This window comes from Chryseobacterium jejuense (assembly GCF_017877355.1).
Taxonomy (GTDB): domain Bacteria; phylum Bacteroidota; class Bacteroidia; order Flavobacteriales; family Weeksellaceae; genus Chryseobacterium; species Chryseobacterium jejuense_A.
The window spans coordinates 74,919-98,447 of the sequence record NZ_JAGIPR010000014.1 but is presented as its reverse complement, the minus strand read 5'-3'; the positions used below and the strand labels follow the sequence as shown (position 1 = coordinate 98,447).

General features: G+C 36.2%; 23 protein-coding genes. 12 read left to right on the top strand and 11 right to left on the bottom strand.

All coding sequences use genetic code 11. The annotated features are described in order from the left end of the window. Window positions 1-9: 9 nt before the first annotated feature. From J2772_RS21565 to J2772_RS21540, 6 genes are all read right to left on the bottom strand, one after another. On the bottom strand, window positions 10-591 hold the full coding sequence (locus tag J2772_RS21565; RefSeq protein ID WP_209920321.1) for a nucleosidase: 582 nt from the start codon (window positions 589-591) through the stop codon (window positions 10-12). Window positions 592-654: 63 nt separating this feature from the next. Further along, on the bottom strand, window positions 655-1,029 hold the full coding sequence (locus J2772_RS21560; protein ID WP_245365294.1) for a hypothetical protein: 375 nt from the start codon (window positions 1,027-1,029) through the stop codon (window positions 655-657). 9 nt (window positions 1,030-1,038) lie between these two features. Continuing rightward, window positions 1,039-1,518: a hypothetical protein gene (locus J2772_RS21555; RefSeq protein ID WP_209920319.1), complete on the bottom strand. Its 480-nt coding sequence runs from the start codon at window positions 1,516-1,518 to the stop codon at window positions 1,039-1,041. 121 nt (window positions 1,519-1,639) lie between these two features. Next, window positions 1,640-2,341, bottom strand: a complete 702-nt coding sequence (locus J2772_RS21550) for a DsbA family oxidoreductase (RefSeq protein WP_209920317.1) — start codon at window positions 2,339-2,341, stop codon at window positions 1,640-1,642. Window positions 2,342-2,415: 74 nt separating this feature from the next. After that, the gene (locus J2772_RS21545) at window positions 2,416-3,582 is read right to left on the bottom strand and encodes an MFS transporter (protein WP_209920315.1); all 1,167 of its coding nucleotides are present in this window, start codon (window positions 3,580-3,582) and stop codon (window positions 2,416-2,418) included. 20 nt (window positions 3,583-3,602) lie between these two features. Then, window positions 3,603-4,523: an alpha/beta hydrolase gene (locus tag J2772_RS21540; RefSeq protein ID WP_209920313.1), complete on the bottom strand. Its 921-nt coding sequence runs from the start codon at window positions 4,521-4,523 to the stop codon at window positions 3,603-3,605. A gap of 145 nt (window positions 4,524-4,668) precedes the next feature. Here J2772_RS21540 and J2772_RS21535 point away from each other — a divergent pair, with 145 nt between their 5' ends. Further along, entirely contained in the window at window positions 4,669-5,046 is a 378-nt protein-coding gene (locus J2772_RS21535) for a winged helix-turn-helix transcriptional regulator (protein WP_209920310.1), read from the top strand. A 194-nt stretch (window positions 5,047-5,240) separates the two neighbouring features. Here J2772_RS21535 and J2772_RS21530 read toward each other — a convergent pair whose 3' ends face one another. Next, window positions 5,241-6,425, bottom strand: coding sequence for an MFS transporter (locus J2772_RS21530; RefSeq protein WP_209920306.1), 1,185 nt, complete (start codon window positions 6,423-6,425; stop codon window positions 5,241-5,243). A gap of 227 nt (window positions 6,426-6,652) precedes the next feature. On the opposite strand from J2772_RS21530, the gene J2772_RS21525 reads away from it, so the two are divergent. Both J2772_RS21525 and J2772_RS21520 read left to right on the top strand, forming a co-directional pair. After that, on the top strand, window positions 6,653-7,411 hold the full coding sequence (locus J2772_RS21525) for an NUDIX hydrolase (RefSeq protein WP_317194525.1): 759 nt from the start codon (window positions 6,653-6,655) through the stop codon (window positions 7,409-7,411). Between the two features lie 81 nt (window positions 7,412-7,492). Next, a complete protein-coding gene (locus J2772_RS21520; protein WP_209920303.1) occupies window positions 7,493-8,224 on the top strand; it encodes an MBL fold metallo-hydrolase in 732 nt (243 codons plus the stop codon). Between the two features lie 88 nt (window positions 8,225-8,312). Here J2772_RS21520 and J2772_RS21515 read toward each other — a convergent pair whose 3' ends face one another. The 4 genes from J2772_RS21515 to J2772_RS21500 form a co-directional block, all read right to left on the bottom strand. Further along, window positions 8,313-10,466, bottom strand: a complete 2,154-nt coding sequence (locus J2772_RS21515; RefSeq protein ID WP_209920300.1) for a DEAD/DEAH box helicase — start codon at window positions 10,464-10,466, stop codon at window positions 8,313-8,315. Further along, the gene (locus J2772_RS21510; protein WP_209920298.1) at window positions 10,463-11,779 is read right to left on the bottom strand and encodes an ATP-binding protein; all 1,317 of its coding nucleotides are present in this window, start codon (window positions 11,777-11,779) and stop codon (window positions 10,463-10,465) included. The genes J2772_RS21515 and J2772_RS21510 overlap by 4 nt, the downstream gene beginning before the upstream one ends. Then, on the bottom strand, window positions 11,772-13,217 hold the full coding sequence (locus tag J2772_RS21505; protein ID WP_209920295.1) for a tellurite resistance TerB C-terminal domain-containing protein: 1,446 nt from the start codon (window positions 13,215-13,217) through the stop codon (window positions 11,772-11,774). Before J2772_RS21505 ends, J2772_RS21510 begins: the two co-directional genes overlap by 8 nt. A gap of 180 nt (window positions 13,218-13,397) precedes the next feature. After that, window positions 13,398-14,024, bottom strand: coding sequence for a chloramphenicol acetyltransferase (locus J2772_RS21500; RefSeq protein ID WP_209920293.1), 627 nt, complete (start codon window positions 14,022-14,024; stop codon window positions 13,398-13,400). A 197-nt stretch (window positions 14,025-14,221) separates the two neighbouring features. Between J2772_RS21500 and J2772_RS21495 the strand changes: the two genes are divergently transcribed. The 9 genes from J2772_RS21495 (at window position 14,222) to J2772_RS21455 (ending at window position 23,523) form a co-directional block, all read left to right on the top strand. After that, window positions 14,222-14,677, top strand: a complete 456-nt coding sequence (locus J2772_RS21495; RefSeq protein ID WP_209920290.1) for a PPC domain-containing DNA-binding protein — start codon at window positions 14,222-14,224, stop codon at window positions 14,675-14,677. A 49-nt stretch (window positions 14,678-14,726) separates the two neighbouring features. Beyond that, entirely contained in the window at window positions 14,727-15,311 is a 585-nt protein-coding gene (locus J2772_RS21490; RefSeq protein WP_209920287.1) for a Crp/Fnr family transcriptional regulator, read from the top strand. Between the two features lie 84 nt (window positions 15,312-15,395). Beyond that, a complete protein-coding gene (locus tag J2772_RS21485) occupies window positions 15,396-16,472 on the top strand; it encodes an SDR family oxidoreductase (protein WP_209920284.1) in 1,077 nt (358 codons plus the stop codon). Window positions 16,473-16,710: 238 nt separating this feature from the next. Further along, window positions 16,711-17,733, top strand: coding sequence for a ligase-associated DNA damage response exonuclease (locus J2772_RS21480; RefSeq protein WP_209920280.1), 1,023 nt, complete (start codon window positions 16,711-16,713; stop codon window positions 17,731-17,733). Then, complete coding sequence (locus J2772_RS21475) at window positions 17,730-19,310, top strand: ATP-dependent DNA ligase (RefSeq protein WP_209920278.1); 1,581 nt, start codon at window positions 17,730-17,732, stop codon at window positions 19,308-19,310. Before J2772_RS21480 ends, J2772_RS21475 begins: the two co-directional genes overlap by 4 nt. Then, the gene (locus J2772_RS21470) at window positions 19,311-21,761 is read left to right on the top strand and encodes a ligase-associated DNA damage response DEXH box helicase (RefSeq protein ID WP_317194524.1); all 2,451 of its coding nucleotides are present in this window, start codon (window positions 19,311-19,313) and stop codon (window positions 21,759-21,761) included. It abuts the gene before it with no gap. A gap of 152 nt (window positions 21,762-21,913) precedes the next feature. Then, window positions 21,914-22,516 (top strand): 2,3-bisphosphoglycerate-dependent phosphoglycerate mutase, encoded by a 603-nt coding sequence (locus tag J2772_RS21465; protein WP_209920275.1) that lies wholly within the window; start codon window positions 21,914-21,916, stop codon window positions 22,514-22,516. A gap of 33 nt (window positions 22,517-22,549) precedes the next feature. Then, window positions 22,550-23,194, top strand: a complete 645-nt coding sequence (pdeM, locus tag J2772_RS21460) for a ligase-associated DNA damage response endonuclease PdeM (RefSeq protein WP_317194526.1) — start codon at window positions 22,550-22,552, stop codon at window positions 23,192-23,194. A gap of 89 nt (window positions 23,195-23,283) precedes the next feature. Further along, window positions 23,284-23,523 (top strand): hypothetical protein, encoded by a 240-nt coding sequence (locus J2772_RS21455; RefSeq protein ID WP_209920269.1) that lies wholly within the window; start codon window positions 23,284-23,286, stop codon window positions 23,521-23,523. Window positions 23,524-23,529: the final 6 nt, after the last annotated feature.

Sequence of the window (23,529 nt, the reverse complement as noted above, 5' to 3'; positions counted from 1 at the left end):
TTTAAAGTTTTATGAAAATAATATTTTTTTGAACGCTTCAGAAGCAAGATGCACCTGTACACTCCAGTCGTCGGCAGCATCGCTTCCAGCATCATCAGAAATGTATTTTAAGCATAGAAACGGAATGTTTTCTTTTTGTGCAATTAATGCTAAAGGATAGGCTTCCATATCTACAATATTGTAATCTGTTTCCGAGTGATTCATTTCGAAACTGTCACCACTTCCACAGATTCCTTCTTTAAGACTGTCCATTTTCAACCCGTATTCCAAAACAGGGGGAACTCCGGATAATGGGGTTTCATATAGTTTAAAACCCAATCCTCTTACGTCCATATCTCTCTGGATAAATTTAGTACAGCAAACCACTTCTCCTTTATGAAAACCTTTGCTTCCTGCAGAACCCAGATTAACAATTAATTTTGGTTTTCTGAGGTGAATTTCTTTAGTAAGTTCTATCGCTGCATTTACCTTCCCGATTCCTGTTATTAATTTATTCTTCCCATCAAATACTGTTCCTGCTTCAGAATCCAGTGCAAAAACAAAAAGACTGTCTGCAATAGGAAAATGAAGTTCATTATTAATTTTTATCATTGAAAAATATAGATTTATACTGTATTACAAAGATACAAGAGTTTTTACTGTATTTTGGAAGAATTATACTGTTTGTATTTTATTGTTTCTTACATTAAGAACAATGAAAGTACTATACCCTATTATAAAAATAAGCAAAGGGATTTTAAATACTGCATAATCAAATGATTCAATAGGAACCTGAATCATTCTGCCAATAAGTGGGGAAAGCATCAAAAGAAAACTTAAAATGGTTATTAAGGTTTTGTTTTTCCATTTCGTGAAATTTAATATAATACCTAAGACGCCAAGAATCGCAAAAATTTGGTCAATATTTCCAATATCAAACATGGTAAATAAAAGCCAGCAAATAAAAGGGAGTCCCATCATTTGACCCATCAAAATAATGAATAAATAGGAAATAATTGAAAAAAATCTCAGAAAGGTAATTGTTTTCATATTAATATCTTAAGCAATACCATGAGTTCGTAACTTGTCGTGATATGGTTTTGTAATATTAATATTCACATTAAGATAGCAGTCTCCTCCATCATGAACATACAGTTTTTCATTTCGCCAAGTATCATCGGTATATCTACAGAAACAAAAAACTTTAACAATTTTTTCTCCCTTTAAATCTGTTAAAACAGAATATTGCCGGAAATAATTTCTTAAATCCAGCCTATACTCTTTTTTCTCCTTTTCATTATATTCATTGACTGCTTTAATTAAATACTCATTTACTATTTTTAACTCTGATGGGCTCAGCTCTGCTTTGTTATTAGTATTATCATCAAAAACAGCAATATAATTGCGCTCTTTTAAAGTGTCTGACTCTATAAAAGAGATATATTCGATGGGGTTATTTTGCTCTTCTGTTTTTGTTTCTTTATGATTTGTACATCCTATGGATAAAACAGATAAGAAAAAGAATAGAGAATGTTTCATTAATGAATTGCCTTTTAATAAAATTGATATTTTCAAATATAAATATATTCATTTTACCTTCAAAAAAAGACTTATAGTATATTTATAAACCCCAAACTAAAATAGCTTGGGGTTTATATGATTAAATGCTGCATCCGTCTGCATCACAGGAAGCTCCATTGCTTCCCGAGAGATCTTTAAAAGAACTTACAGTCTCTTTATAAGTCTGCTGCAAAGCGTTTTCAAAAACTTCTACAGGCTGTGCCCCTGAAACTGCATATTTACCGTTCAGAACAAAGAAAGGAACACCTGAAACTCCATTGTTTCTCGCTTCCATAATATCCTGATTCACTTCGTAATCCAATTGATCGGAAGTAACAGCTTCTCTGGCTTCTTCTTGAGGAATGCCTAATTTTTCAGCAAGGGAAATTAATACTTCGGTATCTCCTACATTTTTACCGTCAATAAAATGAGCGATAAATAATGCTTCTTCCATTTCGTTGGATTGGTTATGTTTCTTAGCCAAATGAAGCAGTCTGTGAGCGCTGAAAGTATTGGTGATTAAAGTCTTTCCAAAATCAAAATCAATACCCGCTCCTTTTCCCATTTGGGTAACCTGAGCCAGCATCTGACTTGCCTGAGCTTCACCCACTCCTTTTTTCTCTCTGAAATATTGAATGGTATCTTGAGTGGTATTAGCATCTAACGTTGGATCAAGCTGAAAGCTCTTCCACTCTACTTCTACTTCATCTTTAAATGGTAATTTTTCTAATGCCTGTTCAAAATTATTTTTTCCGATATAGCAAAACGGACACATTATATCCGACCAGATTTCTATTTTCATTCTATTTAATTTTAATTCGAATTGAGTATAATCAAAGATACGGATTTATTTTAATGTAATAAAATTTGTTACATTTATTCCGGACAACCAGAAATAATCTGTTCTTTTTTTTCCACGATATTCCTTGCTATCATCATCAGAAAAGCAAGAATCCCGAAAATAAAGCCTATCCAAGGTGTATATTCCACTCCTTTGGTGATAATGATCCACCCACCGATAGTAGTTCCTAAAGTAACTCCCAGATTCCCAAATGAAGTAGCCAGACTGTTTGCAAATTCCAAAGCATCAGGAGCTGCCGAGATCATATAAGTAGAGGCATTCAGAAAGCTCGGAGAATAAAGGAAGCCCCAGATTCCTATCACAAAGATAGTGGCTAGTAGGTTTCCATCTGAAACATACAATAATACAGGAATAAGAATTGTTCCGGACAGGAAGAATGCCAATGTTGTGGTGACATTTTTATTAAGCATTTTACCCGCAATTTTATTCGCAATAACCCCAATAATTCCGAATAGAAATAACATATAGCTTACCATTGAAGTATCCATTCCTTTAGCTTTCCCAAGATAATCTGCAAAATAACTATACGTGGAAAACCAGGCACTGATCATAAAAAAGTTAGTAAGCGTACTCAAAATAAACGGCGGCTGCTTTAAAATTCTGATCTGGCTTCCGTATGACTTTTTCTCTTTAACGGGCATTGAGGGAAGAAGAAAATGAATGGTAACCAATGCTACCAAACTCACTGCAGCCTGTATCATAAATGAATATTCCCAAGAATAAAGTCCTGAAATCCACGTAGCAAAAGGAACCGTAGTAACCATCGCTATAGCCACACCATTGAAAACAATACTCATCAGCTCATTTTTCTTACTATTATCTACTCCGGATGTCGCTACAGACAGCGCTGTTGCAATATATACAGGCTGTAAAAATGCAGGAAGAATTCTTACTAACATCAACAGCCAAAAAGGTGGGGAAAATGAAGAGATAATTCCGGTGATCAGAAATATAAGAATGGAAGTTGTCATAATCTTTTTACGATTGATTCCCGAAGTAAGTAAAGTCATAAAAGGTCCTGTAAGAGCAATTACCAAAGCAAAAGCACTTAAAAGATACCCGGCTTTATCTATGCTGATCTTATAATATTCTGCCACTTGTGGAAGGATTCCAATGATTCCAAACTCTGTAGTAATCACAGCAATAAACCCCAAACATCCGATATAAGCATATTTTTTCATGATTATTTCTTTGGATGGATTTATTTAAAATGCTGCTGAGCAAAATCTGCCATTTCATTAATGGCCAATTGAGTTTCTTCCAACACCTCTCCCATATGCATAAAGCCATGAACCATATCCTTATAGAAGCTTGTAGTAAGGGGTACTCCGGCGTTTTGCATATTTTCGGCAAGATGTCTCGCATCATCCGCCAAAGGATCATGTTCCGCAATAATAATGAGTGTGGATGGAGTATTTTTGAAATCCTTTATTAAAACAGGAATTGCCAGTGGGTTGTTGCTTTCCTCTTTGGGAAGATACGAGTTCCAGGCATCCACTCCACCTTGCTTATTGAGAACCGGTCCATTTTCATAGATTTCCCAGGTTTTTGTATTAAGCTGATTATCCACGGCAGGATAAATCAGAACCTGAAACTTAAAGAATTCTCCAATTTGAGTTGAAACAGCTGTTGATAAAGCACCTCCGGCGCTGTCTCCTATGATTCCTATCTGATTTTGGTCAATTCCTAAGGATTCTGCATTTTCTATTACCCATTGAACAGTATCAAGACAATCATTCAAACCTGCTGGAAAAGGATGTTCCGGAGCAAGGCGGTAATCTATAAAAATAACAGCAGATCCTGTTGCATTGGCTAGTTTACGGACTACCGCATCATGGGTTTCATAACCACCGGCAATAAACCATCCGCCATGAATATAAACAATGGCTGGAGACTTCTGAACGGTTTTTCCCTTTGGGCGATAGATTCTGATCGGAATTTGATGATTTTCCATAGGAATATCCATTTCTTCAATCATAGCTATGGCTTCTTTTTTACCACTAAGCTGTAAAGACATTGCTTCAAGGTATTTTCGGGCATCATCCAAAGGATTTTGTGAGTTAAAAGACTGTATTTTTTCTAAATGGTTTAAAATCTGATTGATTTTAGGAGTCAACTGCATTTTGTTTTAATTTTAAGTTAATATTGTTTGCAGTGAACAGTAGCGCTATTGTTATTTATCTGCTTTTATGAGGACAAAATTAGTTTTCATGCCTTACATTTGCACTATATACAGGCCAATGTATGGTACTAACAAATTTGTAAGTATGGGTAAGATAAAAGAGAATTCAACCAATAATATCAACAGACAATATATTCAGGAATGTGATTTGAGCTATGCTGTATGTAAGATCGGCGGAAGATGGAAATTGTTTATTCTGAGTAAATTAAAAGACAATAAACTGCGCTTCAGTGAACTTAAAAGAGCTATTCCGGGAATTACGGAAAGAATGCTTACGCTTCAGTTAAAGGAACTTGAAAAGGAAGGATTGGTAAAAAGAACAGTATATGCGGAAGTTCCGCCCAGAGTAGATTATGAGCTTACCGATATTGCCAGAGAACTGATTCCTATATGGGATGCATTAAATACTTGGGGTGGGAAGCACAGAAAATTTATTACTCAACAAGAGGATTGTAACGAATAATTAAGAAGAATACAAACTACAAATATTTTTTATCGCCACGAATATACGAATGACTATATTCACGTGTAAAACCTATGTTTCTCTTAAAAAAATAATTATCACATAAGTACTTGGAATATTGTTGCATAAAAACTGCATGTTTGAATCCTGGCAAATTCAAAATGCTCTTGCACCTTTGCGTTTTCCAATATAGTTTATGACTTATTGACTTTATTACAAAACAAGATATGAGCAATTAAAGCCAAAACTCCAAAGATAGTTCCTACAGCACAAACACCTGTCCATTGTGCTTTCTGCCATGCCAAAGATGCCAGCCAAGTTCCCAGTGATCCGCCAATGAAATAAGAAACCATATATACTGTATTCAGTCTGTTTACGGCATTGGATTTAATTAAAAAGTAATTGGTCTGGTTCATAATATGGCTGGATTGCACCCCAAGGTCTACAAGGATTACTCCTACAATTAAACCCCAATAAGTTTCTCCGGCAAAATAAGTAAATCCCCAGCTTCCAATAAGAATCAGCAGTGAATACAATATGATACGGTTGATATCTAAGTATTTTTGAAGATTTCCTACTTTTGCTGCTGCTAAAGCACCAACAGCTCCAGCAAGGCCAAAACTCCCTACCACAGATGAACCAGCGTTAAAAGGCGGTTTTTCCATATGAAAAACCAATGTTGTAAATAAAGCACACATAGATCCGAAAGCCATAGCCCCCCGGAAAGATGCCAGCTGAAGAATCGGTTGTGTTTTAGCAAGATGAGCTACGGACCGCATCAATTCTTTGTAGGTGCCTTTGAAATTGGGAGATAGTTCCGGAAGCATTTTATACACAGCCAGCCAGACTAAGATCATTAATCCTGCAGCAATTCCAAACATGGCTCTCCAGCCCCATACTTCCCCTACAATACCGCCAATGAAACGGGAAAGAAGGATTCCCAATAAAAGTCCGGACATTACCAATCCAATATTGGCCGATTTCTCTTGATCTGACGACAATTCAGCTGCAATGGGTACAAACAGCTGAGGGATTACAGAAGTAGCTCCAATCAATAAACTGGCTGCATACAGCATCCATAATTGGTTAGCAAAGGTCATCCAAAGCAGAGATCCAAAAACAAGAAAAAGATCAATCAGTATTAATTTTTTACGGAAAAATTTATCTCCAAGCGGTACAATCAGTAATAATCCTAGGGCATACCCAATCTGGGTAAGAACGGAAATTTTGCTGGCAGCAGCTTCAGAAACGTGAAGATCTTCTGAGATTAGTGCCAATAAAGGCTGGTTGTAATAATTGTTGGCCACTACAAGTCCTGAAATAATAGCCATTAACCAGACCACTGCTCTGGAAATACCATTGGTAGAATTCACCTGCATCTTAAAATTTTTATTGAATAGAAATATATCCTGATGACTGAATGTTTTGGATCTATTTTTTTAATGACCTCAAAGGTAGGCATTTTCATAAAAAAGACAGATTGATTATGATTGATTTCACCTGTAAGTGTTATATGTTTTTTTCTTATAACCTGCTCCAACAAAGAGTTTTTTTTAAATATTATCCAATTTTATCTTTACATTTGTAATAACACACATTTATTTTTATGGATTATATGGATTCCAGAGAACAGATCTTACAGAAATCTGCCGAAGCAAAAGAACTTTATCTTCCCCATATTTCAGTGGACCCGGTTGTTTTTGGTTTTGACCAGAATGAGCTTAAGGTATTACTGGTAAGAATGAATTACAAAAAACAGTGGCTTTTGCCGGGTGGTTATGTAAGAAGAGATGATGATCTGGATGAAGCAGTAGTAAGAGTGCTTAAAGACAGGGCGGGTGTTACTGATGTATTCCTGGAAGAATTTGGTGTTTTTGGAAGAAGAAACAGAAGTCAGCTCTATTTTGATGAGTTTGATGAAACCCTTTTCCAAAAACAGAGATTCATTTCCGTAGGATATTATGCGCTTTATAATTCCTCTGAAATTAACCCTGTAGCTGATGATGTGAGTGAAGCCTGCGAATGGGTGTATCTGCATCAGCTGTCCGAAATTGATTTTGCAATGGATCACCGTGAAATTATTGAAAAGGCATTGCTTACTTTACGCGAAAAAATATCTACCAAACCCATTGGATATAATCTGATGCCGGAAAAGTTTACCCTTCCGGAACTACAAAAACTATACGAGGCGATATTAGGCAAATCACTAAACCGAGGGAATTTCTACAGAAAAATTAAAAATCTGAATGTTTTAAAAAAGCTTGATGAACAAAAATATGTAGGCGCTCACAGATCTCCTGATCTTTACTCCTTTGATATGGAAAACTATGAAAAAGCTCTGGAAAATGGTCTGAACAATTGGTAGAGGTTCTTTCATTGTTTTTACCGATGATATCTATTGATGAAAAACCTTTTGGGTATTGGAAATATTCAGGAAATTTGCATCATGAAAATCATTCCACTCAAAGAAGGTAATTTCTCTGCAAGTAAAACCAAAGATTTTACCCTTTTAACAGAAGAAAACTTTGATGCCGTTACCGGAATAAAAATGTCCGTTCAGCCTTTTCTTATCATTACTGAAAACGATTATATCCTCTTAGATGCTGGCATTGGCTGGAAAAATGAAGCTGGAAGCACCATAGTTTCAGAAATTCTTGAAAGAGAAAATATACGTCCTGAACAGATTACAAAACTCCTTCTCTCTCATCTTCATAAAGATCATATTGAGGGTGCAGTAACCCTTACAGATGGTGGTTATAAAGCAACTTTTCCTAATGCCCAGATTTATATCCAAAAACGTGAGTTGGATTTTGCAATGGAAAATAAAGGAAATCCTTCTTTTAATTTTGATATTTTAGAAAAACTGATTCAACTGCCTCATATTATCTGGATGAATGATGACAAAGGGCAGATCAGTGATGAAATTTCATATGAAGTGGTAGGTGGGCATACCCCATTTATGCAGGTGTTCTGGATCAGGGAAAATGAAGAAACGGTTTTCTATGGAGCAGATGATCTTCCACAAGCTTCCTATTTGAAATACCATCTGGCCTACAAAAGTGATTTTGATGGGAGAACAGCAATGGAATTAAGACTTTTATGGGAAAAAGAAGCCCGGGAAAATAATTGGAAACTCCTTCTTTATCACGATCTGGATAAGGCTATTATTGAAGCTTAAAAATAACAAATGGGTTAAATTTCATTAACCTATTTACAGATATCATTCCGGATATTTATTGTAAAGATTCATAAATATCCGGAGTGGTTTAATTGGAAAGTTCCAGCTGGTTTTCTACGAATTTCAGATGTTGGAGATAGTTGTAGCAGCCTTCAAAATCAAAATATTTTTCTTTTAATAATGCTGCCTGATACCGAATAGGCAGGTATTTTCCCCATTTTGAAAAATCTATGACCTCAGGGGTATTTTCCAGTAACTCTATGAGAATCTGATCCATATTTTGGTTCCTGTCAATCCCTTTTAATATAATTTGCAGTTCACTGCTGCTGTGGTCTTCTATCTCAAAAAGGCTTTCCTCATTATGGAGAATATTTTTGACCTCTAATGCATTTAAAATAAAACGCAAAGTCCTGTTGATTTTTGAACTGGTGAAGGAATAAAAGCTAAGGCACTCATTACTGGTTAATAGAGGTCTTTCAATTTTAAAATCATCAATAGCAAAAACGGAAAACTCTTTTCTTAAATCATATATAGCTTCACGGCCCATCTCATCCAAAAAGTCATATTCATCTTTTGAAATCAGTATTTCGAGCATTTTTTCTCTGATCCGGTAAGCAGTATCGGCAGGATCACCAAAGAATGTCGGTTTATTTCCATCTTTGGCAGGCATCACTTCTATTTTTTTTGTTTTAAAATCAATATCAATAATACTCCAGATCTTTGCAGACAGGTATATATTTTCACTTTCCCTTATTTGTGGAGATAATGGCAGTTCTCCAATTTTGACGCCATTGCTGGAAACTTTAAAGAAAATCTGAGTTTCAAAAAGGCTGTAAAAATCTCTTCTGTTCACTACTTCTTCTCCTTCTATTCCTATAATCAGGTCATTGCCTAACTTTTCTAAAAAATCCAGAGCAGTAAGATGGATAATAATCTCTTCTATTTCTTCTTTTTTGATTTTTGAAAAAGCAGAGTTGCCGGTTACTTCTTCCAACAGTTTGGATGAAGATATTCCTGATGTCCCTTTAACAATAGACAAAATCTGGTGAACTAAAACATCGTAAGGCTTTTCATTGATGGCAATGGGTTCTATATACTGTTCCTGATATAGCAGCCAGCATGCTAATGACTGTAATAAACTCCATTCGTCTGTAGCATACAAAAACAGGTTACTTGCTTTGCCTTCACGTCTTCCGCTTCTTCCAACTCTTTGGATGAGAGAGGCAATACTATGAGTGGCATCAATCTGTACTACTTCATCTACATTTCCGATATCAATTCCCAGTTCCAAAGTGGAAGTACAGGAAATACAAAAATTCTCAAGCGTGGAATTTTTAGCAAAAAACTCTACATATTCTCTTACTTCTTTATCTACAGAAGAATGATGTGAAAAATAATTTTTATGTCCACCAACCCTTTCTGAAATTTGCTTTAATTTTACAGCAACTTCTTCTACTCTCCCTCGTGCATTGGGAAAAATAAGAACTTTACTTTCTCTTGTTCTTACATATAAATCCTTCAATAAAGGTAATGGTAATTCATTTACAGAGCTTCCAAAGTATCTGAAAACAGCATTAATTGGTTTGGGGGTGTTATCTCTGATAATTGTGGTGTCCTTCGGATCTCCAAGAAAGTTTTTAAGCCCTATATATTGATTGGCATCACTTACTGTAGCAGAAAGCCCTACAATACTGAACTTTTTAATATTCACGTTTTGAAGCCGGTTCAGTAAAGACTGCAGATGAGTTCCACGGTCTGATCCCAGAAATGAATGGATCTCATCAATAATAATATAATCTAAAGTAGAGAATAAATACTTGATATTGTAGGGTTTATTCACAAACATGGCTTCCAAAGATTCCGGAGTAATGAGAACGATGCCTGCCGGACTTTTCAGCAATCTGTCTTTAGCACCTTTAGCCGCTTCTCCATGCCACTTTGTTACCGGAACGTCCAGATACTCACAAAGGTTTTCAACACGGATAAACTGATCGTTAATCAGAGCGATTAAAGGAGAAATATAAAGGACTTTTACCCCAGGTTCCCTAAAATTTACTTTTGAAAGAATAGGCAGAAAAGCAGCCTCAGTTTTACCTGAAGCTGTTCTGGATATTAAAACATAGTTGTTATCTGTAGTAATAATTTTCTGAATGGCAGCTTCCTGTATTTTTCTCAGGCTCTCCCATTTCTTATCGCGGATGTATTTTCTGATGGGTTCAGAAAGCAGATTGAATGCTGTCATAGTTCCTCAATACTGTCTAAAAGGATCAGATCATTTGGTCTTTCATCGGAAATTTCAATGTCTCCAAAAAGTCTTCCTTTGTCCACATCAGGATTTTGTCTGATGATATTCAGGATATTTAGAAAGTCCCTGATGACTTCTCTTGGAGTAAGAAATTCTGCAGCTCCCGGTTTATTGAACATTTCCTCCATAAAAGCGGAAATTTCCTCATCCGTAATATTCAATTCTGTTTTGTAGTTAAAATCAAAGATCAGTTTCAGTTTTTTAAGCAAAACAAATATTTCATTATGATTCAAAGGCATCAGTTTGATAACCGGCTGGGCAAAATCACGGAACTCATACGTTTCAAACTTATTGCCTTCCAGTCTTGATTTTAAAGCCTGGTAACTGAAAAGCCCTCTTCTTTCGTTTTCAAGGAATTCCTTTGTTCCTGCAAAATTGATGAAAAGATTGGATACTTTTCCCTGGAAACAGTCATTGTAAATAGATAAGATTTTCTCATAATTTTTCTCACGGGAAGCTGAAACCGATATTTTGTAAAGATTGATGGCTTCATCCAGATTAATCATAAAACCGCTGTAACCCATGCTTACAAAAAGCTTACAGAAGTTCTTCAGCATATCATAATAGTTAGAATCATTGATGATTTCCCTTATTCCAAGATCCTGGCGGGCCTCTGTTTTGGTGGTATATTCACCTTTGAGCCATTTCAAGGCATTTCGGCGCATCAATTCATCCCCTTTTATGTAACCTTCATAATATTTTATGATGGCAGAACCGAAATCAAACCCACCTACTTCAGTTATTTCATTCACCGTTTTCATTATGGAATTCTGAATCAGTTCTAAATATTGGTCATTTCTTATTTCCATTAAGGGAATATGATGTTCCTCTGCTGTTTTTGAAATAACCTGCTCAATCCACTTTTCCAAAAGAGTTTGTAAAGCTCCACCTTCGGGTTTGGTTTGGATGGCAATATTATCCATGATAGCAGAATAAAGAATCACACTTTTCCCATCATTGGCATACAGCCTGTTATCGGGAGTAAAATCTGCATTGGCCACTACAAACTTCTGCTTTAAAGCTACCGTATTTAAAAGATGAAGCATAAAAGATTTTCCGCTTCCGAAATCTCCGATCCAGAACTTTACAAGACTAAGTCCGTTTTTAACATCTTCAAGGGAACCGATGAAAGCATTCACTTCATCAGATCTTCCTACAGTAATATGTTGTACTCCAATTTTAGGCACCACACCACTTACCAGAGAGTTGATAATGGAAGTTGCTTCTTTGGGTTTGATATTGTCAATCATTGTTTAAAAGTTTTTTATAGTAATGGGTGTTAATAATAAAATATTCATCCTCTTCTTCAATCAGAATATCGTCCAGAGCTTCATAGCAGCATTCGTTAATAGAATCTATGGTAGAGCCCGTAAACAGACCTTTGGTTTTGATAAAACATTCAAAATCAGCTTGAAGTATATTAAAGCTTTGCTTTTCAAACCGATCAAGAATTTCCTTTTGAATAGCTGATAAATTCAATTCATCAAGGTATTTTGAGCTGTGAGACTCCTGGATCAGGGGAATGGTGATTGTGACTTCCTGTTGATTGGAAACTTCTTCTGCATTTACAGAATCTTCATCCTCTTCTTCATTAAGAATTTGTCCTAAAATATCCGCCGTTTCAGAATCCAGGGCCTGAATATTTTTAATGGCTTCGGGATCAATGGTAATTCTTTTTCTTTTAGGAACATAAAGCTGATTCGCCTTTTCAATAGCGCTGCCCAGGTTTCTGTCCGCAATAAATTCACTAAGGATCTTTTCAAAATCAGACAGTTGTTCTTTTGTGGAAAATAAGCTTTTTTGGACGGTTTTGTTCAGCTGTTTCTGATCAAATTTCGGAGAATTCAGATCCTTATCAAGGTAATGGATGTAAAACCTTAATGCACATGTCTTATCATGTTCTGCAACAAACTTCGAAGCTTCAAAAAATATGGCATCAACAGAAGGATTTTTGACATTGACTTCCGTAAGCCTGAAAATTTCCCTTTCAAATGCTAATGGGTTGGAATAATCATCTTTGATTTCGTCAAATTTGGTTTTCCAACGGTTCGTATTATTCTCATTGAGGATAATATTCGTTTTATAATCAGCATCCAGAATCTGATGCTGGTTCTCCGTAAAAAAGATTTCCAGCTTTGAAACTACCTTTTTATTGTACTGATGAAGGATATCCGGATGGTTATAATTAAAATCAGTATTGATCTTTCTTTTGATACCATATACATCACGGACATTATTTTCACATAATTTCAGAATGTGATTGAAAATTTCAGTCTGTACAGACTCATAGGTATAATTGTAGTTTAAACTGTCTTTCCTGTAATTGTAACGAAGGCACACAATAATTTCCGAAAGCTCGTCAACAACTGTAGGATAAGATTTATTAACCGGTATACAGTGTTGATACAGGTATTCAACAGCTCTTATAAACTGTTTCAATATCTGAACTTTACAATATTCTATTTCATTGAAAATATTGCCGGAAAATGACATTTTATCCAGCATTTTGGTCTGATCTTCATTCAGTGACAACTTACGGGTATATTTTTGCCCTATTTTCCATGAATCAGGATTACAAGTATTAGATTGAGAATCCGGAACAGAGGTTATACTTCCAAAATCAATTGGCATTTCTCTGTTTCCTGAAACATCTATAATGGAATCATCAATTGTATTATCATTCTGCATGATGGCTCTTAGTAAAATTGAGTTTATTAGTTAATTAGTTTTTCTGATTCATCAATCAGTTATCTAATATAATAATATTGTCTCAAATGTACTGAAGAGGAACCAATATTCTTTACGGTTTTCCGTAATGCAGAAGAGGTAAGGCTTCCTTTTTTCTTTAAAATGCTTCGGACTCCTTAATTATAAGTCAAGCTGCCTCTGAAGCTCCTCCAAATATTTTGCAATGTGTATTCCATCTGCCAATCCGTGGTGTGCTTCTATAGAAACCGGCATGTACTTTCTGCCATCACGGATATTGAATTTACCAAAAGATATTTTCGGTACCGATTCATCATTATTAAAATTGGTAGGGTGAAGAATCGCACTAAACGAATTCCAGGGAATGGTTGTATGTCTAACATGATCTTTTCCTAATCTCTCATTGCTTAATCTAAGGCCTGTAGAATGGTGTACCCCTTTGATTTCTTCCTGCAGTGCAGCGTTAAACGTTTCAAAGTCCTCTGAAAAAGGAGTAAAAGAAAAACCGAAAGTCCCATCCGGCCTGGCAATTGTACTTCCTGCATGAACGGTATCAAATTGAATTACTTGTCCATCAATAATCCTCAGCTTTAATTCATCCACCATATTAATTGCAATCATTGATTTATGATAGTAATAGGCAAAGAAAGAATATCCGTTTTCTTTAGCTTTGTCATAGGCTTTTGTACAATCTACTTCGGTTGTAAAACCAAAGTATGGGCTTGCCATTTGAGAGAAAAATTCAAAATGCTCCTTTCTGTTCCATTGCTCGAGGTCTACGATCTTCATTGATTTTTAATTTACTGCAAATTTCTGCAATTTTTCCCGGTTTTAACTAGTAAAATGGGTGTTAATTTTTTATTAACAAAAAAATATTTAGAAGAAGATAGCTTAAGTTTGATATGCATGATTCTTGATATTTATTAAAACCGGATAGATTCTATCTTATTTCACATTAATGAAAAATTCATCAAATACCCATCATCATGGAAGTACAAAACATTCAAGGAAGCCAATGGTCAGCAAGGAAGGTAGATCAGATCTATATTGTCAGCCTTAAAAATTACTCCAATATTGTAGAAGCTTTAACGGATTTTGTTCAAAATCAGAATATTCATGCAGGAGAAGTTACCGGAATAGGTGCTGTAGGTGAAGCCACTCTTAGGTTCTTTAGTTTTGAAACAAAAACATACATTGACAAAACCTTTAAAGAACAGATGGAAGTGGCCAATATCTCAGGAAATGTTTCCGTAATAGATGGAAAGCTTTCACTTCATATTCATATTACATTGGGAAGACAAGATTATACAGCTTTAGCCGGGCATCTTTTAGAAGCAAAGATTCATGGTGCAGGGGAATTTATCTTTTATCCTTTAGATACAAGAGCTGTAAAAATAAAAGATAAAGAAACGGGAATCAATTTCTATGATTTTGATAAATAGGCTCCCTCATTCCTTCTGAAAGCAGTATTTTTGAGGAAATATTTGTCAGATGTTTGAGGTATTACTTTCCCATATTCAGAATAAAGTTGATATTACAGATGAGCAGAAAAGTCTGATTCAATCGTTTTTTACTGTAAAAAAGCTGAAGAAGAGGCAATATCTGTTGCAGGAAGGAGATATCTGCAGATGTCTTTCCTTTGTGAGTAAAGGTTTGTTGAAATCTTATTTTCTTGATGAAAAGGGAAATGAACATATTAATATGTTTGCTTTTGAAGGCTGGTGGATCTCTGATTTCAATAGCTTTATTCATCAGGAAAAGGCTGTCTTAAATATTGATGCTGTAGAAGATACAGAAGTATTGATGATTACTCTGGAAAATTATGAGAAAATGATGCAGGAAATCCCTGCAATGGATCGTTATTTCAGAATTCTCTATCAAAACAGCCTGGTTACCAAAGATTACAGACTTATTGTTTTCAACGGATATACTGCTGAAGAAAAATACCTGCAACTGGCACAGGAAAAACCGGAAATGATTCAAAGGATTCCCCATAATCTCATTGCATCCTATCTTGGATTGGCTCCTGAAACCATCAGCAGAATCCGTAAAAAGAATTCCCTGAATAATACTTGATCCAGATCAACTCAAACCCATGATCCAAATCAAGTGTGAAAGCCTGTAACTCCCATAATTTTGCTGAAGAAATTTACAATACTTATGGAAAATACAGGAAATATTGCTTTGGTAGTAGGTGCTACCGGAATTACAGGAAGCAATCTTGCAGAAGAACTTATTGCACAAGGCTGGATAACTTATGGACTATCAAGAAATCCCAATAACAGCATCAAGGGGCTTCATTCTGTGAAAGCAGATCTGTTGGATGAACAGAATCTTACGGAGGCATTAAAAGACCTCTCTCCCACTCATGTTTATTTTACAACCTGGATGCGTAATGATACCGAAGAAGAAAACATTCGTGTTAACAGTATGCTTGTAAGTAATTTACTGAACGTTTTATCTCCTAAAAAATCTGTACAGCATGTTGCTTTAGTAACCGGATTGAAACACTATCTGGGTCCTTTTGAAACTTATGTTAAAGCAGGTAAGCTACCAGAAACACCGGTACGGGAAGAACATCCAAGACTTCCGCTTCCCAATTTTTATTATGCTCAGGAAGATGAGATCTATAAAGCTTCGGAAAGGGACGGTTTTACATGGAGTATCCACCGTCCTCACACTGTTGTTGGATATGCCGTGGGAAATCTCATGAATATAGCCTCAACATTAGCCGTATATGCCAGCATTTGTAAGGAAACAGGAAGGAAATTCATCTGGCCGGGTTCTGAAGCGCAATGGAATGGCATTTCTGATGTTACTGATGCCGGAATATTAGCTAAACAGCTGGTGTGGGCTTCTGGTACAGACTCTGCAAAAAATCAGGCTTTCAATATTACCAATGGAGATGTTTTCCGATGGAAATGGCTGTGGAAAAGATTGGCAGATTGGTTTGGTGTAGAATCAGAAGGTTTTAACGGTACCATAAGGCCACTGGAAAGAGAAATGGGAAACGACCAGGAAATTTGGAAAGTCATTGCCGAAAAATATAATCTGAAAGAGAATCATTTAGATCGTTTATCTTCAGCATGGCACACTGATTTAGATCTTGGAAGACCGCTTGAAGTGATGTGTGACCTGTCAAAAAGCAGAAAACTGGGTTTTACTGCTTATAAAAGTACAGAAGATTCTTTCATAGAAGTATTTAAAAGATTGCGGGCTGAAAATATAATCCCTTAATTGCTGCTATTTTATGAGCCACGGATGCACGAATAAAAATTATTCGTGCATCCGTATCCCTAACCAAAACGGTATTCAACTTTATCGCAGATAAAACCTTTACCACTTAAAAACATAACCTTACCAAAAATCTCCGCCTTTGCGTTTCCAACAATAAAACCTTGAATTATAATAAAATCAACAGTTTATTGTAAATTGGTTAAGTTTTTGAAGCATTTTATCCAAAACAATCATACCCTTGAAGCTAATCACATTGACCCAAAAAGGAATTTACTGTCCACAGGGAAAGTTCTATATAGATCCCTGGCGGCCCGTAGATATGGCAGTCCTTACTCATGGACATGCCGATCATGCCCGTTGGGGAATGAAAAAATACCTTTGCCATCATTTTACAAAACCTGTTTTATATCAGAGAATCGGAAAAGATATAGAATGTCAGGGCGTGGAATATGGGGAGAAAATTAATATCAATGGAGTAAATGTTTCATTGCATCCTGCCGGACATATTATAGGTTCTGCACAGATAAGATTGGAATATAAAGGTTTTGTAACCGTTGTTTCCGGAGATTATAAAGTTCAGGATGATAGCCTGAGTACTCCTTTTGAACTGGTGAGATGTAATGAATTTGTTACAGAAAGTACTTTTGGCTTGCCTATTTATAACTGGCTGGAAGTAGATGATTTAAATAAAAAGCTTCAGAATTGGGTTTTGAAAAATCAGGAAAATAACAAAACGTCGGTTTTTATCGGGTATTCTTTAGGAAAAGCACAACGGATTATGAAAGCCGTGGAAGGACTGGGGAAAATATATGTTCATGAGTCTATCGGCAAATTAAATGAAGCCTTTGAAGCCGTAGGAGTTGATCTTCCGGAATATACCGTTGCCAATTTCAGAGAGCGTCCGAAAGATATGGAACACGAAATTGTGATTGTCCCTCCTGCTTTGCTTGACAGTAATATTATCAAAAAAATTCCTGATCCGGCTACAGCAATATGTTCAGGCTGGATGCAGGTGCGTGGTGCCAGACGATGGAGAAGTGCCGATGCAGGTTTTGCCATGAGTGATCATGCCGACTGGAAAGGATTATTACAAACTGTAAAAGCGACAGAAGCGGAAATTGTACATGTGACACATGGACAGACAGAGGTTTTTTCAAAATATCTGAATGAAATCGGGATAAAAGCAGATGTTATAGAAACCCTGTTTGGTGAAGATGAAGAAGTATCAGAGCAGGAAACCCTTGAAAATCCAAAGCCATGAGACATTTTGCAGACCTTATCAACGCTTTGGAAACAACCAATAAAACCAATGCTAAGATTGATGCTATCATTGATTATCTGGAACGTGCTCCGGATGAAGATAAAGTGTGGTTTATTGCTTTATTTACAGGAAAAAGACCCAAAAGGAATGTCAATACGAACTTAATGAAGGAATGGGCATTGGAAATCACAGGACTTCCTTTCTGGCTCTTTCAGGAAAGCTATTCCTCAGTTGGAGATCTTGGAGAAACCCTCTCATTGATTCTCCCACCACCACAGGAAAAGATTGAACGAAGCCTTTCCCAATGGATGAAGGATATTGTTGATTTACAGGATAAAAAAGAAACCCAAAAGAAAGAATTCGTCTTCCAATCTTGGAATGGCCTGGATTATACTGAACGTTTGATTTTCAATAAATTAATAGGTGGAAGCTTTAGAATCGGAGTATCAGATAAAACTCTGATTAATGCATTAACCAAATTCTCCGGGCAGGAAGCCAGTACATTAACTCATAGTTTAATGGGGAAATGGAAGCCTGATAAAGTTTCTTTTAAAGAATTGATCTCTGCAGAAAATATCAATCCGGATAATTCCAAACCTTATCCGTTTTGTCTTGCGTATCCTTTGGAAAAAGAGCTTCAAGTGCTGGGAAAGCCGGATGAATGGCTGATAGAATATAAATGGGATGGCATTCGTGGACAGATTATCCGGAGAAATGATGAAGTATTTATATGGTCGAGAGGTGAAGAACTTGTTACGGAGCAGTTTCCTGAGATTACTCAAACTGTGATGGCGATGAAAGGCAATTTTGTTTTAGATGGAGAAATACTTGCAGTAAAAGAAGGTAAGGTTTTAAATTTTAACGAATTACAGAAAAGATTAAACAGAAAAACTTTAACTAAAAAAATGCTTTCTGAAATTCCTATTGAGGTTTTTGCTTACGATCTGTTAGAACTGGAAGGTAATGATCTGAGAGAAAAGCCTGTTTCTGCAAGAAGAGCAATGCTGGAAGAATTATTATTGAATGAAACCCCTGAAAATATCAGACTTTCAAAAAGTATAGATTTTGAGAAATGGGAAGAACTGAATGAAATCCGGGAAAACTCAAGAAGTGTAAACAGTGAAGGACTGATGCTGAAACAGAAAAACTCACCTTACCATGCAGGGCGTAAGAAAGGCGATTGGTGGAAATGGAAAATCAATCCTTTTACCATTGATGCCGTTCTGATTTATGCCCAAAAAGGCAGCGGCAGACGAAGTGCCTATTACACAGATTATACTTTTGCTGTAAAAAATGAAGACAAATTAGTAACCATTGCTAAAGCATATTCCGGATTAACTGACAAAGAAATTATGGAAGTCAGCAAATTTGTAACGAAGAATGCAATTGAAAAATTTGGTCCTGTAAGAACCGTAAAAGCAGAACTGGTGTTTGAAATTGCCTTTGAAGGAATCGGATTCAGCAACCGTCATAAAAGCGGTGTAGCACTCAGATTCCCAAGAATTGTAAGATGGCGGAAAGATAAAACGGCAGATGAGATTGACCATCTGGAAGAAATCAAAAAATTAATACAATAAGTGGCAGCCTTTGAACATAGCAACGGGTTAACCATCATTCAGCAATGGATGAAGGATAAAGACATGTCCCCTTTTAAATTTCAGACTGATACATGGCGGAAATTTGGAAGTGGATACAGTGGTATGGTAGTGGCTCCTACAGGATTCGGTAAGACCTTTTCTGTTTTTTTAGCATTGATCTCAGACTTTTTAAACCATCCCGAAAACTATAAAAAAGGGCTTAAAATGATCTGGATTACTCCACTTCGATCTTTGTCTAAGGATATTGCTAAAGCGATGCAGGAAGCGATAGATGAGATTGGCCTTGATTGGGCTGTTGGTGTAAGAAACGGAGATACAGATCCTAAAGTAAGGCAGCAGCAGGTAAAAAAGATGCCTGAAATCCTTGTGGTTACTCCGGAAAGTTTACATCTTCTTTTAGCTCAGAAAAATCATGAAATCTTTTTCAGGGATATGAAATGTGTGGTGGTAGATGAATGGCACGAATTATTAGGCTCAAAACGCGGTGTTATGGCAGAACTGGGAATATCTCAGCTCAGAAAGTATGTTCCGAAACTACAGATCTGGGGGATTACTGCTACCATCGGGAATTTGGATGAAGCCATGGATGTTTTGATTCCATATGACATTAAAAAAACAAAAATAACGGCCAAAGAACATAAAAAGATCGACATTATTCCGGTTTTTCCGGACGAAATTGAAATACTCCCTTGGGCTGGACATCTTGGGCACAAACTGGCAGATAAAGTAGTTCCCATTATCCTTGAATCGAAATCTACCATTGTCTTTACTAATACCCGAAGCCAGAGTGAAATGTGGTATCAGTTACTTTTGGATGCCTACCCTGATTTTGCAGGGCAAATTGCCATTCATCACAGTTCCATTGATGCTCATCTAAGAGTCTGGATTGAAGAAAATCTGAGCTCCGGGAAATTAAAAGCGGTTGTTTCCACCTCATCATTAGATCTTGGGATAGATTTTAAGCCCGTTGATACGGTCATTCAGATTGGTTCCGCAAAAGGCGTCGCAAGATTTCTTCAAAGGGCAGGCCGTAGTGGGCACTCCCCTTTTGAAACTTCCAGAATTTATTGTGTTCCTACCCATTCATTGGAATTAATAGAGGTTTCTGCCTTAAAAGAAGCTGTAAAACAAAAAGTTGTTGAACCAAGAGAGCCTCAGGTTTTGTGCTTTGATGTTTTGGTTCAGTTTCTAATGACTTTAGCCGTTGGAAACGGTTTTTATCCCGATGAAGTCTATGAAAGAATTAAAAAAGTATATGCTTTCCAGGAAATGATGGAGGAAGAATGGAAAAGTATTCTTGAGTTTCTGACCATTGGCGGAAGTGTTTTAAAAAACTATGAAGAATTCCATAAAATTGTGGTGATGGAAGATGGTTTATACAAAGTAACTTCCCGAAAAATAGCAATGCTTCACCGGATGAATATGGGAGTGATTGTCAGTGATGCCATGCTTAAAGTTAAATTTATTTCCGGAGGTTATATAGGAATGATTGAAGAATATTTTATTTCAAAACTGAAAAAAGAGGAAAAATTCATTCTGGCAGGGAGAACACTGGAAGTTGCTATGATTAAGGACATGACGGTTTATGTGAGAGCTGCCAAAGGAAAAGCTCTGGTTCCAAGTTATCTGGGCGGAAGGCTGCCTTTGAGTTCCAATCTGGGCCATTTTTTAAGAGAAAAACTTTCACATGCCTTAAGTCCGAAAGCTTCAGAAAAAGAACTTAAGTTTCTGCATCCGCTGTTAGTCAATCAGGAAGAAAACTCACACATTCCAAAAGAGAATGAATTTTTGGTAGAAATGATTAAAAACCGCGAAGGTTATCACCTGTTTCTATATCCTTTTGAAGGCCGTCTGGTACATGAAGTGATGGCTGCACTCATCGCCTATCGCATCTCAAAACTAGCTCCTATCTCCTTTTCAATGGCGATGAACGACTATGGATTTGAATTATTCAGTGATAAGGAAATTCCGTTGAATGAAGAAAACTTACAACAAATATTAACCCGGGATAATTTGATGAATGATGTGATTGCCAGTATCAATTCAGCAGAAATGGCAAGGCGGAAATTCAGAGATATTGCTGTGATCTCCGGAATGGTGATTCAAAACTATGCAGGAAAACAACGTTCCAATAAATCATTACAGAGTTCAGCAGGCTTGATCTTTAAAGTATTGGAAGACTATGATGCCGATCATTTTTTAATCAGACAGGCCTATACCGAAGTTTTTAATATGCAGCTGCAGGAACAAAGATTGGTAGAAGCCTTTAAAAGAATTGAAAAATCTACGATTATTTTAAAACATTCCCGTTCTTTTACACCTTTAAGCTTCCCAATTAAAGTAGACAGTCTCAGGCAGACACTTTCCAGTGAAGGCTTGGATGCCAGAATTAAAAGAATGCTGAAGCTCTCCAATATAAATGATATCTGAAGAAAAGTCAATCAGATGTTTTTCAATACATTGAGTGTTGTATTTCAATCTTATTGTTAGCCTAGTATTCTTACGGAATTTTCTTGATAAGTTTAAATAATCACCGTAACTTAGAGTATAGCTTCTTAGAAGTTTAAAATAAAAAATACATAATGGCAAAATTGTTTTTAGTCCGTCACGGACAGTCACTCTGGAATCTCGAAAACAGATTCACCGGATGGCAGGATATCGATATTACAGAAACAGGAATTGAAGAAGCGAAAAATGCAGGAATTGCCTTAAAAAAAGAAAAAATAGACATTGCCTTTACTTCAGTTTTACTCAGAGCGAAACATACCCTATCCATTATCCTTGATGAAATTGGAAACCCCAATATTCCCATTGTTATGGATAAAGCTTTGAATGAACGTTCTTACGGAAATCTTGAAGGTCTTAATAAAGCAGAAACCGCACTGAAATACGGAGATGAGCAGGTGCATACCTGGCGAAGATCTTTTGATGTGGTTCCTCCGGGTGGTGAAAGTCTTAAAGATACCTATAACAGAGTGATTCCTTATTTTGAAAAAGAAATTGCTCCCTTGTTGAAGAAAGGTGAAAATGTATTGATTGTTGCCCATGGAAACAGCCTTCGTGCCCTTATCATGTATTTGGAACACTTATCTCCTGAAGAAATTCTGGAAAGAGAAATTGCAACCGGAATTCCAATTACCTATATCTTTGATGAAAATTTTCATGTAAGCAGAAGAGAACCTTAAACTTTAAACCCAAAACTTTGAACTAATTTGTCCGTGTTTATTGCTACCAAAGAAACCATCATTCACAATGAGGTTTTTATCTTAACCAATCAGCGTGCTGTGTTCTGGGAAAAAGAAAAAGCCTTACTCCTTTCCGATCTTCACATTGGAAAGACCGCTCATTTCCGTAAAAATGGTATTGCACTGGCGAATCATATCATGAAAAGTGATTTGGAAAGGCTATCTGCACTCATTGAATATTTCCAGCCTGAAAAATTTATTGTAGTGGGTGATCTTCTTCATGCCGGTGATAATTCTGATGTAGATGAGTTTTGCCAATGGAGAAATCAATATCCTGATTTACAGTTTCATCTTATCGAGGGAAATCACGACCGTATCTCAGAGTCTTTGGAGAAAAAGCTTTGCCTGGATTTTAAAGCATCTTTATTGGAACTGGGAGCGTTTACGTTGATCCATGATTTTGATAAAGAGAGATCCGGTTTTCAGATTACTGGTCATATTCATCCGGGGATTGTTTTGAATTCTGCTGTGAAAAGCATCAGGCTTCCCTGTTTTGCCCTTAGTGAAAACCAGCTGTTACTTCCGGCATTCAGTGAGTTTACAGGCCTAGACACTAAAAATCTTCCTAAGAAAAGTAAGTTTTTTGTGTTTACGGATGATGGGATTTATGAGGTGTGAGGTTCGTTATATGGTATTATAGTATATAAAAATCTTTTCTTCACACTTAAAGGAAAAGAGTTAAATTTGACTAAATAAACAAAAACATCATGAATAGAAGAATTATAATTAAACACGGTTCTGTTGAACACATTGTGGATGTTCCAAACGATAGATTTGACAAACACAAAGAAGTCATTAAACAATGTATTAAAAATGAAGGTAATTGTTGGATAGTACCAAGCGAGGATGGAACTGAAAGATTCTTTCCTGCTGAATTACTTCGTAATAGTGTAATTATTTTCGAACCATCAGAAATTGATTTAGAAATTTTTTCACAACGCATTTAAGCTAGC

Excerpts from the sequence above, each read along its gene's own strand:
- J2772_RS21505 (WP_209920295.1), bottom strand. The coding sequence starts at position 13,217 with ATGCAGAATGATAATACAATTGATGATTCCATTATAGATGTTTCAGGA.
- J2772_RS21510 (WP_209920298.1), bottom strand. The coding sequence starts at position 11,779 with ATGATTGACAATATCAAACCCAAAGAAGCAACTTCCATTATCAACTCT.
- J2772_RS21555 (WP_209920319.1), bottom strand. The coding sequence starts at position 1,518 with ATGAAACATTCTCTATTCTTTTTCTTATCTGTTTTATCCATAGGATGT.
- J2772_RS21495 (WP_209920290.1), top strand. The coding sequence starts at position 14,222 with ATGGAAGTACAAAACATTCAAGGAAGCCAATGGTCAGCAAGGAAGGTA.
- J2772_RS21565 (WP_209920321.1), bottom strand. The coding sequence starts at position 591 with ATGATAAAAATTAATAATGAACTTCATTTTCCTATTGCAGACAGTCTT.
- J2772_RS21515 (WP_209920300.1), bottom strand. The coding sequence starts at position 10,466 with ATGACAGCATTCAATCTGCTTTCTGAACCCATCAGAAAATACATCCGC.
- J2772_RS21455 (WP_209920269.1), top strand. The coding sequence starts at position 23,284 with ATGAATAGAAGAATTATAATTAAACACGGTTCTGTTGAACACATTGTG.
- J2772_RS21530 (WP_209920306.1), bottom strand. The coding sequence starts at position 6,425 with ATGCAGGTGAATTCTACCAATGGTATTTCCAGAGCAGTGGTCTGGTTA.
- J2772_RS21465 (WP_209920275.1), top strand. The coding sequence starts at position 21,914 with ATGGCAAAATTGTTTTTAGTCCGTCACGGACAGTCACTCTGGAATCTC.
- J2772_RS21485 (WP_209920284.1), top strand. The coding sequence starts at position 15,396 with ATGGAAAATACAGGAAATATTGCTTTGGTAGTAGGTGCTACCGGAATT.
- J2772_RS21525 (WP_317194525.1), top strand. The coding sequence starts at position 6,653 with ATGGATTATATGGATTCCAGAGAACAGATCTTACAGAAATCTGCCGAA.
- J2772_RS21545 (WP_209920315.1), bottom strand. The coding sequence starts at position 3,582 with ATGAAAAAATATGCTTATATCGGATGTTTGGGGTTTATTGCTGTGATT.
- J2772_RS21560 (WP_245365294.1), bottom strand. The coding sequence starts at position 1,029 with ATGAAAACAATTACCTTTCTGAGATTTTTTTCAATTATTTCCTATTTA.
- J2772_RS21550 (WP_209920317.1), bottom strand. The coding sequence starts at position 2,341 with ATGAAAATAGAAATCTGGTCGGATATAATGTGTCCGTTTTGCTATATC.
- J2772_RS21490 (WP_209920287.1), top strand. The coding sequence starts at position 14,727 with ATGTTTGAGGTATTACTTTCCCATATTCAGAATAAAGTTGATATTACA.
- J2772_RS21540 (WP_209920313.1), bottom strand. The coding sequence starts at position 4,523 with ATGCAGTTGACTCCTAAAATCAATCAGATTTTAAACCATTTAGAAAAA.
- J2772_RS21535 (WP_209920310.1), top strand. The coding sequence starts at position 4,669 with ATGGGTAAGATAAAAGAGAATTCAACCAATAATATCAACAGACAATAT.
- J2772_RS21500 (WP_209920293.1), bottom strand. The coding sequence starts at position 14,024 with ATGAAGATCGTAGACCTCGAGCAATGGAACAGAAAGGAGCATTTTGAA.
- J2772_RS21475 (WP_209920278.1), top strand. The coding sequence starts at position 17,730 with ATGAGACATTTTGCAGACCTTATCAACGCTTTGGAAACAACCAATAAA.
- J2772_RS21520 (WP_209920303.1), top strand. The coding sequence starts at position 7,493 with ATGAAAATCATTCCACTCAAAGAAGGTAATTTCTCTGCAAGTAAAACC.